The organism is Rhodococcus sp. P4_F5, from assembly GCF_056401315.1.
The window spans coordinates 45,992-59,699 of the sequence record NZ_JBFUJP010000026.1 but is presented as its reverse complement, the minus strand read 5'-3'; the positions used below and the strand labels follow the sequence as shown (position 1 = coordinate 59,699).

Below are 13,708 nucleotides of genomic sequence, written 5' to 3'. Positions count from 1 at the left end.
GGGCGGCGCGCGCTGGGCGGGCGGGAGGTGAAGTGTCGACTGTCTGCGACATCGGGCGCTCCAAGATCTAGGGCGCCGGTCCTGAAGAGGGCATGCAGTCACAAGGAGGGCTGTCCCCGTGCCACATCCGAGACCGGCCGGGACAACAAGGGGGCTGGCGGAATGCGTCTACGCAGAGAAGGGCAGACAGCTACAGACACGCTTGAGATCGACGTGGCGTCGAGCCACGAGCGCAATCCCAAGTCCGGTCACAGTCGCTATCGTGCCAGATCAGCTCCGCAAAGCCGACCCCCTGGCGGTATTTCCCCCGAAACTGGGGGAAATGCGCAGGCAGGGGCCGGTGTGATCCGTGACACATCGGCGCGGAACCGGTCTGGCGGGGTGGAGGCGGTCGGGACCTGGGAGTTCGGCGGGGGCGGGTCCGCGGCGATGGGACACTGGAGGGGTGAGTACAGCCCGCGGCACGACCAGCGACATCAGTGGACCGACGACAGCACCGGCGACCGGTGTGGGCGGGGCCGACGGGCAACCGGACTTCGTGCTGTCGGACGACGCGCTGGCGGGGGTGGGGACGCGGCCCTTCGGCATCTACGTGCACGTCCCGTTCTGCGCGACCCGCTGCGGGTACTGCGACTTCAACACCTACACCGCCGGTGAGCTCGGCACCTCGGCGTCGCCGCAGTCCTGGCTCGAGGGCCTGCGGCGCGAACTTGACGCGGGGGCAAGGATGCTCGGCTCCGCGGGCGGCGCCGTCCCGGCCGCGCAGACGGTGTTCGTCGGCGGCGGCACGCCGTCGCTGCTCGGCGGCGACGGCCTGGCCGACGTGCTCGGCGCGGTCCGCGACAGCTTCGGCCTGGCCCCGGGCGCCGAGGTGACCACCGAGTCGAACCCGGAGTCCACCTCGCCCGAGTTCTTCGGCCGGATCCGGGACGCGGGGTACACCCGGGTCTCGCTGGGCATGCAGTCCGCCGCCGCGCACGTGCTCGCGGTGCTCGACCGCACCCACACCCCCGGGCGGGCGGCCGCCGCGGCGCTCGAGGCGCGGGCCGCGGGCTTCGAGCACGTCAACCTGGACATGATCTACGGCACACCCGGCGAACGCGACGAGGACCTGGACGCGACACTGGCGGCGGTGCTCTCCGCGGGGGTCGACCACGTCTCGGCGTACGCGCTGATCGTCGAGGACGGCACCGCGCTGGCCCGCCGGGTACGCCGCGGCGAGCTGCCCGCGCCCGACGACGACGTCCTCGCGTCCCGGTACGAGCGGATCGACGCGACGCTCGCCGGCGCCGGCCTGAGCTGGTACGAGGTGTCCAACTGGGCGGCGGACGGCGGCGTCGCGGTCGACGGTGACACCGCGGCCTGTCGGCACAACCTCGGCTACTGGGACGGCGGCGACTGGTGGGGCGCCGGTCCGGGCGCGCACAGTCACGTCGGCGGGGTGCGCTGGTGGAACGTCAAGCACCCGGCGCGCTACGCCGACCAGCTGGCGTCGGGCCGGCTGCCGGTGGGCGGCAGCGAGGTGCTCACCGCCGAGGACCGGCACACCGAGCGGGTGATGCTGGCGCTGCGGCTGCGGACAGGGCTGCCGGTGACGGACCTGGACGCCGGCGAACTCGCCGCCGCCGAGCAGGCGGTCGCGGACGGGCTGCTTTCGCGCGCCAACGGCCGCCTGGTGCTCACCGACCGCGGCAGGCTGCTCGCCGACGCCGTGGTGCGCGACATCCTGAGCTGACCGGCATGCGGCCGGCCGCGGGAACCCGCGGCCCTCCGTAGAATCGACGGTGGGGCGGGGACGCGGTCAGGAAGTGGGTATGGCACCCGCGGAAGATCCACGTACGCCGTCGCGGCCGGTGCTCTCGCGCCGCGGCCGTTGGCTGCTCTTGACCTCGGTGGTGCTGGTGGCGGCGCTGCTCGTCGTCCCGGTGCTGGTGGACGTCTACACCGACTGGCTGTGGTTCGGGGAGGTCGGGTACCGCTCGGTCTGGTCGTCCGTGCTGATCACCCGACTGCTGCTGTTCGTGGCGGTGACGTTGCTCGTCACGGGCGTGCTGGTGGCGACGGTGCTGGCGGCGTACCGGACTCGGCCGCTGATGGTGCCCCGGGGCGCCCCGGACGACCCGATCGAGGTGCTCCGGGCCGTCGTCGCGCGCCGGCCGCGGGTGTTCGCCCTGTGGGTCCCGGTGACGGTCGGCGTGCTGTGCGGGCTGATCGCGCAGTCGAACTGGGTGGCGGTGCGGCTCTTCCTGCACGGCGGGGCATTCGGCGTCACCGACCCGCAGTTCGGGCTGGACGTCGGGTTCTACGTCTTCGACCTGCCGTTCTACCGGTTCGTGCTGAACTGGTTGTTCGCCGCTGTCTTCCTGGCGCTGCTGGCCGCGCTGCTCGCGCACTACGTGCTCGGCGGGATTCGGTGGTCCGGCAACGGCAGCCGCGTCGGCCGCCCCGCACGCATCCAGTTCGCGGTGCTGGTGGGAACCTTCATACTGCTCAAGGCCGTTGCGTACTGGCTGGATCGGTACGCGCTGCTGTCGAGCGGACGCAAGGAGCCGACGTTCACCGGCGGCGGCTACACCGACATCAACGCGGTGTTGCCGGCCCGGCTGATCCTCGTCGCCATCGCGGTGATCTGCGCGGGGGCGTTCTTTGCGGCGGTGGTGATGCGGGACCTCCGGATCCCGGCGATGGCCGCGATTCTTCTGGTGGTCAGCTCGGTCCTGGTCGGGGCACTGCTGCCGTTGGGCGTCGAGCAGTTCGTGGTCCGGCCGAACGCCGCCGACCTGGAGCGGGTCTACATCGAGCGCAATATCGCCGCCACCCGGCAGGCGTACGGGATCGGTCTCGACAAGGTCGAGTACCGGGACTACCCGGGCATCGGTTCCGCCGCTCCGCGCGACGTGCCCGCGGACGTGACGACCATTGCGAACGCCCGACTGCTGGACCCGAACGTGCTCTCGCGCACCTTCGTTCAGCAACAGCAGCTCAAGAACTTCTACAGCTTCCCGCCGACGCTGGACCTGGACCGGTACGTCGTCGACGGCCGGCTGCGCGACTACGTCGTCGCCGCGCGGGAGCTGACCCCGCGTCACCTCACCGGAAACCAGACTCAGTGGGTGAACCGGCACACCGTCTACACCCATGGCAACGGCTTCGTCGCCGCGCCAGCGAACCAGGTCAACGCCGCCGTGCTTGACGCCGCGGGGGACTCGTCGAGCAGCAACAGCGGGTACCCGGTGTACGCGGTCAGTGACCTCGCCACCCAGGCCGCCGGGCATCAGGTGATCCCGGTGGAGCAGCCGCGAATCTACTTCGGCGAGGTGATCGCGCAGGACGCCCCCGATTATGCCGTCGTCGGCGGGCCCACGGACTCGGGGCCGCGCGAGTACGACACCGACAGCTCCACGTACACCTACGCGGGGTCGGGCGGGGTGAACATCGGAAACTGGTTCAACCGCGTGGCGTTCGCGGTGAAGTATGCCGAACGCAACATTCTGTTCTCGAAGTCGATCGGGCCGGAGTCGAAGATCCTCTACAACCGGGGCCCGGCCGACCGGGTGCACCGGGTGGCGCCGTGGCTGACCACCGACCACGACCCGTACCCGGCCGTGGTGGCCGGGCGGATCGTGTGGATTGTGGACGCGTACACGACCGTCGACGGCTATCCGTACGCCCAGCGCAGTTCGCTCGATGCGCTGGTGGCCGGGGACCTGCCGGGGCAGCGGGGCCGCGAGGTCTCCTATGTCCGGAACTCGGTGAAGGCCACCGTCGACGCCTACGACGGCACCGTCACGCTGTATCAGGTGGACCGGCAGGATCCGGTGCTGGCCACGTGGATGCGGGCATTCCCGGGTACCGTCCAACCGGAGGAGGCGATCCCGGCCGGCGTGCGGGAGCACTTCCGGTACCCCGAGGACCTGTTCAAGATCCAGCGCGAGATGCTGGCCAAGTACCACGTCGACGATCCGCGGGACTTCTTCACCACCAATGCCTTCTGGTCGGTGCCGAGTGACCCGACCGTCGAGACGAACCCCTACCAGATGCCGTTCTACGTGCTCGTCGGGGACGAGGAGACCGCGCAGCCGTCGTTCCGGCTGGCGAGCGCGATGGTCGGGTTCAACCGGGAGTTCCTGTCCGCGTACATCTCCGCGCACGCGGACCCGGAGGACTACGGGGAGATCACCGTGCTGCGGCTGCCGACGGACACTCTGACCCAGGGACCGCAGCAGATCCAGAACTCGATGATCTCCGACACTCGGGTGGCGTCGGAGCGGACGCTGCTCGAGCGGTCCAACCGGATCCAGTACGGCAACCTGCTGACGCTGCCGATCGCGGAGGGTGGGGTGCTGTACGTGGAACCTCTGTTCACGGAACGGATTTCGACGGGGGGGAACACCTCGACGTTCCCGCAGTTGGCCCGGCTGCTCGTCGGCTACCGCGAGCCCGGAGCCACCGGCGGCGTCCGGGTAGGGTACGCGCCGACCCTCGCGGAGGCCCTGGACCAGGTGTTCGGGCCGGGTACCGGGCACGTCGCCACCGCGCCGGGTGGGGGCCCGGGTCCGCCCCCGCCCCTGCCGCCGACCGCGGTCGGCCCGGTCGCACCGCCGGCTCCGGACCGGGCCGAGCTCGATGCGGCGCTCACCCAGCTGCGCGAGGCGGTGGACCGGCTGCAGCGGGCCATCGACAACTACCCGACCGGTGGGCGGTAACGGTTGCGCAGGTTGCGGAACGACTGGGCGGCGGACGGCGGCGTCGCGGTCGACGGTGACGCCGCGGCCTGCCGGCACAACCTCGGGTACTGGGATGGCGGCGACTGGTGGGGTGCGGGTCCGGGCGCGCACGGCCACGTCGGCGGGGTGCGCTGGTGGAACGTCAAGCACCCGGCCCGCTATGTCGACCGGCTGGCCACGGGCCGGCTGCCCGTCGCGGACAGCGAGCAGCTCACCGCCGAGGACCGGCACGCCGAGCGGGTGATGCTGGCGCTGCGGCTGCGGTCGGGACTGCCGGTGACGGACCTGGACGCCGGCGAACTCGCCGACGGCGTCATCCGCGACATCCTGAGCTGAACCTCAGTACGCAACTCCGCCCGCCCGGGAATCCTGGGCGGGCGGGGGTTGCGGCCGACTGGCTGCGGCCACGAACTGACTGCGAGCTTAGGAAGACTCGCTTCCCAGCAAGAAGTCGAGCAAAAGCTCCGTGTTGCTGGGACGGTGAATGCCGGAGCCGCCAACCGCAGGGCAGGGGCTGGGACCGATGTCGACGGAGCCTGTCGCCTGCCCGAGCGTTATCGCTAGGGCTGCCGGCAGATCGATGAGACTCGAGCGCTGGATGCCGCTCGCGCTGCCGGTGGCTTCCGCGGCCGACGCGGTGCCCCCACCGAGGGCCAGGCCGCCGCCGAGCAGAGCCGCGGTGACGAGGACGGACGCGCCACGGCGCGCCAGAGATCGAGACATGAGGTTCCTTCGTTCGAAGTGTGCTGGCTGGGTGTCCCACATCGGACGACCCCCGATCGGTCAGATCAGGGCGAGTCAGCCCGGCCGGCAGTCGAATTCGGAAATCGGCGTCGTCACAGGTCAGCCCGCTAAACACAACCGGCACGGACTGCGGGTGGCGGAGCCGCTACCCGTACAGCCGCTCGATCTCCGCCGCGTACTTGGCCTCGATCGGCTCGCGCCGGAGACGGGATCGGGTCTGGCCTCCGAGTGTCACGGACGGTTTCCGAAGAATCGGCGACGAACGTCGCGGGCGACGATCGCCCGCAGCAGGCGGGCCGCGACCCGCCCCCGCGAGGGCGTGTACGGGTACCAAAGCGGTTCGTTCGTCAGTGTGGGGAACCGGGGTGCGGTGACGGCCTGCACCCGGCAGTATTTGTGCAGGCCCGAGGCGCGCGCCGATCCCGGAGCTCTTCCATCCGCCGTGCGGCAGGCCGAAGCAGAAGAGGTTGCTGAACATGTCGTTGACGTTCACCGCCCCGGCCTCGAGGCGGCGAGCGATGGCGTCCCCGCGGGAGCGGCTGCCGGTCCAGACGGTCGCGGACAGGCCGTAGACCAAGTCGTTGGCGACCCGAACGGTGGAGCCGGTGAACTGCACCATGTCGACGACGTCGACGACGTCGACGACGGCCGCGCCGGTGTCCCCGCGGCCGGTGACGCAGGCCAGCACCGGCGGCGCGCCGATCTCGCGCCATCCGCGCGCCAGTTCGAGCGCGGACAGCGGGGTCACCTCGGACGGCTTGAGGATGACGGCGGCGCCGGTGAGCAGCGCGGGGATCACGTCCATGGCGGGCATCAGCAGCGGGAAGTTCCACGGCGTGATCACCCCGACCACCGGATGCGGGCGGTTGTCTTGCGCTGCGACTTGGTGACGCTGAACGCACCGGAGCTCGGGAGCTTCACGTCAGCCAGGTCGCGCGGCGCGCGGGCGGCGTAGAAGTTGATGATCTCGGCGATCACCGGCACCTCGAGCCCGGCCTCGGTCCGCGGCTTGCCGGTCTCCGACTGGAGCACATCCGCCAGGTGGATCTCGTTGTCCAGCAACCAGTCCCGTAGGGCGAAGAGCCACATCGCCCGGCCCTTGGGTCCGAGGGCCTCCCAGGCGGGCTGCTGGGCGCGGAGTTCGTCGACCACGTCGGCGACCGAGTCGGGCTCGGTGTCGGGGACCGAGCCGACCACCTCGCCGGTCGCCGGGCAGTGAACGGTCACGGGCGGTCGGCCGATCGTCGGGAGCCGCCGCGCTTGGCCGATTCGGCCAACAACCACGGGCGGTTTGGGTCAGCGGCACAAGTGGGCAGGTGATCCTGTGGGATCTGCTTCGGCCGGGCCGCGCGTAGCCTGGGTGTGGAGGCGAAAGATGCACGATAAATCGCCTGCAGCGGGTGCGCCCGAACCGACGCGCCGGGTGTTGGCATTTCACGCCCGAACCCTCGACGAAGCGCGCGCGGCCGTCGGTCGGAGGTATTACCCCCACCGGCTGTCCCAGCTCACCACGGATTCCGACCTCGACATGTCGCTACGCACTGTGCAGCTCGGTCCTGTGTCCGTGGGGCGGTTGTCGTACGGAGCGGACGTGAGCATCGACCTCGGCGAGTTGGAAAGTGCCTACCACGTGAGCATTCCGATATCGGGCGGCATCCAGTCGGAAGCTGGCGGAGAGTCCGATGTGGTCACCCACGGGCGTGCGTCCATCTACCTCCCGCATCGCTCCACCAGGATCACGCGATGGAGCGCGGACTGCGTCGTGTACGGCATCAAGTTCGATCGTGCCTACCTCGAGTCCGAGCTTCGCGCGCTACTCGGCCGGCCGGTCGGTAAACCGGTGACCTTCGACCCCGTGCTCGATCTGTCCCGCAAGTCGGGCGCAAGCTGGTTGGCGCTGGTTCGAACCCTCGCCGCGGAACTCGACGACGACAGCAGCCTGCTCTACAACGAGCTGGTTTCGAGCCGGCTGGTGGATGCCGTGACCACCGGTTTGCTGCTCACGGCGACTCACGACAGCCGTGAGCTCCTCGACTCGCCCGCACACGCTGCCCGCCCGCGCACAATCAGCCGGGCCATCGATGCGATCCACGCGCATCCCGAGGAGCCGTGGACCGTCAGCGGGCTGGCGCGGCTGGTGGGCGTCAGCGTGCGCACCCTGCAGGACGGATTCCAGCGGTACGTCGGGGTCTCGCCACTGGCCTATCTTCGCGATGTGCGGCTCGAGCGGGCCCATGATGACCTGATCCAGGCAGACCCGTCCGACGTCGCGGTCACCGATGTGGCCTATCGCTGGGGATTCCAGCACCTCGGCCGTTTCGCTATCGACTACCGAAAGCGGTACGGGCAACCGCCGTCGAAGACCCTCACCACGACGTAGCCCGGCCCGAAAACCCTGCGCGCTCGAAGTACCTGCGCAATCGGGACATCCCCCGCGCTTCGGGGACAGTCTTCAGCCGCTGCTGCACCTAGCGTTGGCCCCATCGTTGCCGCTGGACAAAATCCAGAACACGCCCCCCTCGGCTCCACGAACCGCGTGATCGCCCGGGTGCGGGTACATGGAAAGGCCGAACCTTGCTGCTGCCGATGGCACCGACCGATTCGATGTTCCTACTCGGCGAGTCTCGTGACCATCCGATGCATGTCGGGGGGCTCGCGCTGTTCGCTCCGCCGGATCGCGCCGATGCGTGCGATGTGCGGGCACTGCTCGATTCGTCCTTGGGGCGGGGCGATGTCGCGCCGCTGTTGCGTAAACGCGCCCGTCGGTCGGTGACCTCGCTGGGGCAGTGGGGCTGGGAGACGGATGTCGACGTCGACCTCGGGTACCACGTGCGTCACGATGCCCTGCCGCGCCCCGGCGGGATCACCGAACTGCTGGAGCTGGTCTCCCGCCTGCACGCCGTGTTGCTGGACCGAAGCAGGCCGCTGTGGGAGATGCACCTCATCGAGGGCCTCGCTGACGGCCGCTTCGCGGTCTACACGAAGATCCACCACGCCCTCGCGGACGGCGTGTCGGCGATGAAGCTGCTGCGCCGTGGGCTCAGCGCGGACCCGGCACGGCGGGAGATGCCCGCGCCCTGGGAGCCGCTGGTGCGCGAGCGCAGCGCGCTGCGACTCGTCGCGGACCAGCCGGCGGGCGGTCCCGGACCGCTCGGCGTGCCTGCCACCGCGCTGCGTGTCGCTCGCGGCGCGCTCGGTGAGCTGGGAGGCCTCGTGCCCGCGCTCGTAGGCACCGTCGACCGGGCCTTGCACGGGCGTGGCGGATCGCTCTCGCTCTCTGCGCCCGGGTCGATGCTCAACGTGCCGATCGGTGGGGCCCGACGGTTTGCGGTGCGCTCCTGGCCGATCGAACGGCTACGGCTGGTCGCTAAGCATGCCGAGGCGACCATCAACGACGTGGTGCTCGCGATGTGCTCAGGGGCGCTGCGCGGCTRCCTGGGCGACCTCGAGGCGCTGCCCGCCGACCCGATGATCGCGATGGTGCCGGTCTCGCTGCGTGGCGAGCAGCGGGAGAGCAAGGCAGGCAACGAGATCGGGGTGCTGATGTGCAATCTCGCCACCGACCTCGCCGACCCGGCGAACCGCCTCGCGACCGTGACGGCCTCCATGCGCGAGGGCAAACAGGCACTGCGGGCGATGAGCTCGGCGCAGGCCCTGGCGATGAGTGCGCTCGGGGCCGCGCCGCTCGCACTGGGCATGTTCGGAATGGGCGGGCCGATCCGCCCGCCGAACGTGATGATCTCCAACGTTCCCGGGCCGGCCAAGCCTCTGTACTGGAACGGCGCCCGTCTGACCGCGCTGTATCCGCTGTCGATCCCGGTCGACGGACAGGCCCTCAACATCACCTGCACCAGTACCGATGACGAGATCGCGTTCGGGCTGACCGGCTGCCGGCGAACGGTGCCGCTACTTCAGCCGCTGCTCGGTCACCTCGACGACGAACTCTGCGCCCTCGAAAAGACCGTCGGCCTGTAGGCCGGGACAGGAGATCACATGAACCGCCCAGCAAAAACCGACCGGGCCCCCGTCCCCGCGGAACCGTCGACCTCCCGACTCCGATCGTCGCCGGTCATCGCGCTCGGCTCGGGGATCTCGGCCTGCGCGCCCGCATTGATCGTGACCGGGTCCGTTGTCCTGTGCGCGCTCGTGGCTTTGTTCACCGTCGCCTGTGTCGGTTTCGCCGCCCTGATGATCTGACGCGACCAACGCCCGGGCGTCACGCCTGGCACTTGCCTCAACCGGGAATCCGGTCGGTGAACCGGGCCAGTCGCCCGGCGTCGCGAGCCAGCACCTCGGCGTCGAGGGCGACGATCGCGGCGCTGCCGTCGATGCCCTGCGCGCTCACCGCGATCCGTTCGGCGCTCTCGGCGATCTGCCGGGCGGCCACCAGCAACTCGGAGAGGTCGTCGAGGGCGGGGCCGAGCCGATCGATGAACCCACCGAGTTGCTGCGCCCGGGCCACGATCGGGCGAACGCGTCGAAGACGCCGCGGGCCATGGCGAGGGTCGTCATGAACTGACGCCCCAGGCCGCGGAGTTCGCCGAACCCGCGCGTGAGCACACGTTCCGGCAGCATGATTGCGCTGGCGATGCTGATGGTGGCTCCTCGCGTCGAGAGGAGGCGGACAAGGCCTGCGGTCGCGTCAGCGGATCGCGTCGTAGTCGAAGACCCGGGCGTGCAGCACGACGCGGTTKCGCAGCGCCGAGCGGACCGCCCGGTGCAGGCCGTCCTCGAGGTAGATCACGCCGTCCCACTGGACCGCGTGCGGGAACAGGTCGCCGTAGAAGGTGGAGTCCTCGGACAGCAGCCGGTCCAGCTCGAGCACCTTGGTGGTGGTGACGATCTCGTCCAGGCGCACCTGGCGCGGTGGGATCTTCGACCAGTCACGGACCGACAACCCGTGCTCGGGGTATGGCTTGCCGTCCCTCACGCCCTTGAAAATCATCGATGCATCCGTAGCGGTAGTCGGTGGTGTGCCGTCGGGCACTTGTCTGTGTCGCGCAGCCACCCACAGTAAGGCCTCCACGGGGCGGTCGTGACCGGCTACTAGAGTGGTTACTGACAGCGGGGTGTGCGCACCCCTGCTACACAGGGACGACTGTCGCCGGGAATCCGGCGGTGTGATCGGGAAACGGAGGTGAGCCGGCGTGTCGAGTACCGAGGACCGACGATTCGAGGTGCTGCGGGCGATCGTCGCCGACTACGTCGCCACCCAGGAGCCGATCGGCTCGAAGGCACTCGTGGAGCGGCACAACCTCGGGGTCTCCAGCGCGACCATCCGCAACGACATGGCGGTGCTCGAGGCCGAGGGCTACATCGCCCAGCCGCACACCAGCTCCGGCCGCGTGCCCACCGACAAGGGCTACCGGCAGTTCGTCGACCGGATCGCCGACGTCAAGCCGCTCTCRCCGGCCGAGCGCCGGGCCATCCTCGAGTTCCTCGAGTCCGGCGTCGACCTGGACGACGTGCTCCGGCGCGGCGTCCGGCTGCTGGCGCAGCTGACCCGCCAGGTCGCCGTCGTGCAGTACCCGACGCTGTCGGCGTCGTCGGTGCGGCACCTCGAGGTGGTCGCGCTGACCCCGGCCCGGCTGCTGCTGGTGCTGATCACCGACTCCGGCCGGGTGGACCAGCGGATCGTCGAACTGGGCGACAGCATCGACGACGAGAACCTGGCCCGGCTGCGGGACCTGCTCGGCGGCGCCCTGGAGGGCAAGAAGCTCGCGGCGGCGTCCATCGCCGTCTCGGAGCTGGCGGCCGACGCCCCCGACCACTTGCGCAACGCGGTGGTGCGGTCGGCGACCGTGCTGATCGAGACCCTCGTCGAGCACCCGGAGGAGCGGCTGGTGCTCGGCGGCACCGCGAACCTGACGCGCAACGCCGCCGACTTCACCGGCTTCCCCGGCTCGATGCGCTCCGTCCTCGAGGCGCTCGAGGAGCAGGTGATCGTGCTCAAGCTGCTGGCCGCGACCGGCGACGCCGGCACCGTGACCGTCCGGATCGGCGAGGAGACGCAGGTCGAGGAGATCCGCGGCACCTCCGTCATCACCACCGGCTACGGCACCGCGAGCACCCGCTTCGGCGGCGTGGGTGTGCTGGGCCCCACCCGGATGGACTACCCGGGAACAATCGCCTCGGTGGCCGCGGTTGCCAGGTACATCGGCGAGGTGCTCGCCGAGCGTTGAACCACGCGCGGACTTCGCGTCCCGGGCCCGGTCGGGCCCGCTTACTGACCGATTTTTCTTCATGCTGATCAACCAACGAGGGTGAGAGACGAGAACGTGGCACGGGACTACTACGGATTGCTGGGAGTCGGATCCAAGGCGACCGACCAGGAGATCAAGCGGGCGTACCGCAAGCTGGCCCGGGAGCTGCATCCCGACGTCAACCCCGACGAGTCCGCGCAGGCCCGGTTCAAGGACATCTCCACCGCCTACGAGGTGCTCTCCGACCCGGAGAAGCGGCGCATCGTCGACCTCGGCGGCGACCCGCTCGCGCAGGGCGGCGGCGGGGGCGCCGGCGGCTTCGGTGGGGCCGGCTTCGGCGGCGGTCTCGGCGACGTGTTCGAGGCGTTCTTCGGCGGCGGCGGCGGCGCCGCCCGTGGCCCGCGCGGCCGCGTCCAGCCCGGCGCGGACTCGCTGCTGCGCACCAAGCTGACGCTCGACGAGTGCGCGACGGGCGTGACCAAGCACATCACCGTCGACACCGCGATCCTGTGCGACAGCTGCACCGGCTCCGGCACCAACGGCGACTCCAAGCCGGTCACCTGCGAGACCTGCGCCGGCGCCGGCGAGGTCCAGTCGGTGCAGCGCTCGTTCCTCGGCCAGGTGATGACGTCGCGGCCGTGCCCCACCTGCCGCGGCGCGGGCGAGACCATCCCCGACCCCTGCCACAAGTGCGGCGGCGACGGCCGGGTCCGGGCCCGCCGCGACATCGCGGTGAAGGTCCCGGTCGGCGTGAGCAGCGGCATGCGGATCCGGCTGGCGTCGCAGGGCGAGGTCGGTCCCGGCGGCGGACCGTCCGGCGACCTGTACGTCGAGATCAGCGAGCAGCCGCACGAGACCTTCGTGCGTGACGGCGAGGACCTGCACTGCACCATCCGGGTGCCGATGGCCGACGCCGCGCTGGGCACCAAGGTCGTCGTCGACACCATCCTCGACGGGCCGACGGAGATCGACATCCCGGCGGGCACCCAGCCCGGCACGGTCGAGTCGGTGCGCGGGCACGGCATGCCGAAGCTGCGCTCCGGCGTGCGCGGCGACCTGCACGCCCACCTCGAGGTCGTGGTGCCCTCGCGCCTGGACGGCAAGCAGGCCGCGGCGTTGCGCGAGTTCAAGGACCTGCGCGACAAGGACCACGCCGAGGTCGTGACCACAGGTTCGCAGCACAACGGCGGTCTCTTCTCCCGGCTGCGGGACGCGTTCAGTGGCCGCTGACCGACGGATGCCGGCCGCGCAGGGCGGGGTCTGACCGATGGCCGCGACCGTCTTCTACCTGGACCCGCTGCCCGCCGCCGGTCAGCCGGCGGTGCTCGACGGCAAGGAGGGCAGGCACGCCGCCACGGTGCGCCGCATCCGGGTCGGTGAGCACCTGGTGCTCTCCGACGGCCACGGCGGCATCGCACGGGCGGTGGTGGTCGCTGTCGGCAAGGACCGGCTCGACCTCGAGGTCGGCGAACGCGACAGCCTGCCGCCCGCGACGCCGACGGTGACGCTGGTGCAGGCGCTGCCGAAGGCCGAGCGCTCCGAGCTGGCCGTCGAACTGGCCACCGAGGCCGGCGTCGACGCCATCGTGCCGTGGCAGTCCGCGCGCTGCGTCGCCCGCTGGGAGGGGCCGAAGGCGGACAAGGGCGTCGCCCGCTGGCGCGCGGTGGCGGTTGCCGCGGCGAAACAGTCACGGCGCGCACACATTCCGGAGGTCACCGAACTGCACCGCACCGCCGCGGTGGTCGAGTTGGTGCGCCGCGTGACGGCGTCCGGCGGGGTGGTCGGGGTGCTGCACGAGTCGGCCACCACCGCGCTCGCCGGGCTGGAGCTGGCGGACGTGGCGGAAGTGGTGCTGGTGGTCGGCCCGGAGGGCGGCCTGGACGGCTCGGAGGTCGAGGCGCTGACGGCGGCCGGCGCGGTCGCGGTGCGGCTGGGCCCGACGGTGCTGCGGACCTCGACGGCGGCCGCGGTGGCGCTCGGTGCGCTCGGCGTGCTGACCGACCGCTGGTCCGCGCGGCCCCTGCAGGACTAGCG

11 protein-coding genes and 2 pseudogenes are annotated in these 13,708 nt (G+C 70.8%); 9 read left to right on the top strand and 4 right to left on the bottom strand.

What is annotated here, in order from left to right; translation table 11 throughout:
- Window positions 1-168: 168 nt before the first annotated feature.
- Window positions 169-252, bottom strand: coding sequence for an Ms4527A family Cys-rich leader peptide (locus AC1DU4_RS12945; protein ID WP_477840391.1), 84 nt, complete (start codon window positions 250-252; stop codon window positions 169-171).
- Between the two features lie 256 nt (window positions 253-508).
- On the opposite strand from AC1DU4_RS12945, the gene hemW reads away from it, so the two are divergent.
- From hemW to AC1DU4_RS12930, 3 genes and pseudogenes are all read left to right on the top strand, one after another.
- Window positions 509-1,735 carry a radical SAM family heme chaperone HemW gene (gene hemW, locus AC1DU4_RS12940; protein ID WP_477840389.1) on the top strand — a complete coding sequence of 409 codons (1,227 nt, stop codon included), beginning with the start codon at window positions 509-511 and terminating at the stop codon, window positions 1,733-1,735.
- A gap of 79 nt (window positions 1,736-1,814) precedes the next feature.
- Window positions 1,815-4,706, top strand: a complete 2,892-nt coding sequence (locus AC1DU4_RS12935) for a UPF0182 family protein (protein ID WP_477840383.1) — start codon at window positions 1,815-1,817, stop codon at window positions 4,704-4,706.
- A 51-nt stretch (window positions 4,707-4,757) separates the two neighbouring features.
- Window positions 4,758-5,063, top strand: a pseudogene (locus tag AC1DU4_RS12930) (radical SAM family heme chaperone HemW); the annotation flags it as partial.
- 639 nt (window positions 5,064-5,702) lie between these two features.
- On the opposite strand, the pseudogene AC1DU4_RS12925 reads toward AC1DU4_RS12930, so the two are convergent.
- A pseudogene (locus AC1DU4_RS12925) lies at window positions 5,703-6,740 on the bottom strand (aldehyde dehydrogenase family protein).
- 106 nt (window positions 6,741-6,846) lie between these two features.
- On the opposite strand from AC1DU4_RS12925, the gene AC1DU4_RS12920 reads away from it, so the two are divergent.
- From AC1DU4_RS12920 to AC1DU4_RS12910, 3 genes are all read left to right on the top strand, one after another.
- Window positions 6,847-7,851 (top strand): AraC family transcriptional regulator, encoded by a 1,005-nt coding sequence (locus tag AC1DU4_RS12920; protein ID WP_477840381.1) that lies wholly within the window; start codon window positions 6,847-6,849, stop codon window positions 7,849-7,851.
- A gap of 194 nt (window positions 7,852-8,045) precedes the next feature.
- Complete coding sequence (locus AC1DU4_RS12915) at window positions 8,046-9,446, top strand: WS/DGAT/MGAT family O-acyltransferase (RefSeq protein WP_477840379.1); 1,401 nt, start codon at window positions 8,046-8,048, stop codon at window positions 9,444-9,446.
- Between the two features lie 18 nt (window positions 9,447-9,464).
- On the top strand, window positions 9,465-9,668 hold the full coding sequence (locus tag AC1DU4_RS12910; RefSeq protein ID WP_477840377.1) for a hypothetical protein: 204 nt from the start codon (window positions 9,465-9,467) through the stop codon (window positions 9,666-9,668).
- 37 nt (window positions 9,669-9,705) lie between these two features.
- On the opposite strand, the gene AC1DU4_RS12905 is transcribed toward AC1DU4_RS12910, so the two are convergent.
- The gene (locus tag AC1DU4_RS12905) at window positions 9,706-9,933 is read right to left on the bottom strand and encodes a hypothetical protein (protein ID WP_477840376.1); all 228 of its coding nucleotides are present in this window, start codon (window positions 9,931-9,933) and stop codon (window positions 9,706-9,708) included.
- Window positions 9,934-10,113: 180 nt separating this feature from the next.
- Window positions 10,114-10,416: a type II toxin-antitoxin system VapB family antitoxin gene (locus tag AC1DU4_RS12900; protein ID WP_477840374.1), complete on the bottom strand. Its 303-nt coding sequence runs from the start codon at window positions 10,414-10,416 to the stop codon at window positions 10,114-10,116.
- A 202-nt stretch (window positions 10,417-10,618) separates the two neighbouring features.
- Between AC1DU4_RS12900 and hrcA the strand changes: the two genes are divergently transcribed.
- From hrcA to AC1DU4_RS12885, 3 genes are all read left to right on the top strand, one after another.
- Window positions 10,619-11,653, top strand: a complete 1,035-nt coding sequence (hrcA, locus tag AC1DU4_RS12895; protein ID WP_477840372.1) for a heat-inducible transcriptional repressor HrcA — start codon at window positions 10,619-10,621, stop codon at window positions 11,651-11,653.
- Between the two features lie 96 nt (window positions 11,654-11,749).
- Entirely contained in the window at window positions 11,750-12,904 is a 1,155-nt protein-coding gene (dnaJ, locus tag AC1DU4_RS12890) for a molecular chaperone DnaJ (RefSeq protein ID WP_072845899.1), read from the top strand.
- A gap of 37 nt (window positions 12,905-12,941) precedes the next feature.
- Window positions 12,942-13,706 carry a 16S rRNA (uracil(1498)-N(3))-methyltransferase gene (locus tag AC1DU4_RS12885; RefSeq protein ID WP_072845872.1) on the top strand — a complete coding sequence of 255 codons (765 nt, stop codon included), beginning with the start codon at window positions 12,942-12,944 and terminating at the stop codon, window positions 13,704-13,706.
- The last annotated feature ends 2 nt before the right edge of the window (window positions 13,707-13,708 follow it).

Excerpts from the sequence above, each read along its gene's own strand:
- AC1DU4_RS12920 (WP_477840381.1), top strand. The coding sequence starts at position 6,847 with ATGCACGATAAATCGCCTGCAGCGGGTGCGCCCGAACCGACGCGCCGG.
- AC1DU4_RS12910 (WP_477840377.1), top strand. The coding sequence starts at position 9,465 with ATGAACCGCCCAGCAAAAACCGACCGGGCCCCCGTCCCCGCGGAACCG.
- AC1DU4_RS12935 (WP_477840383.1), top strand. The coding sequence starts at position 1,815 with ATGGCACCCGCGGAAGATCCACGTACGCCGTCGCGGCCGGTGCTCTCG.
- AC1DU4_RS12885 (WP_072845872.1), top strand. The coding sequence starts at position 12,942 with ATGGCCGCGACCGTCTTCTACCTGGACCCGCTGCCCGCCGCCGGTCAG.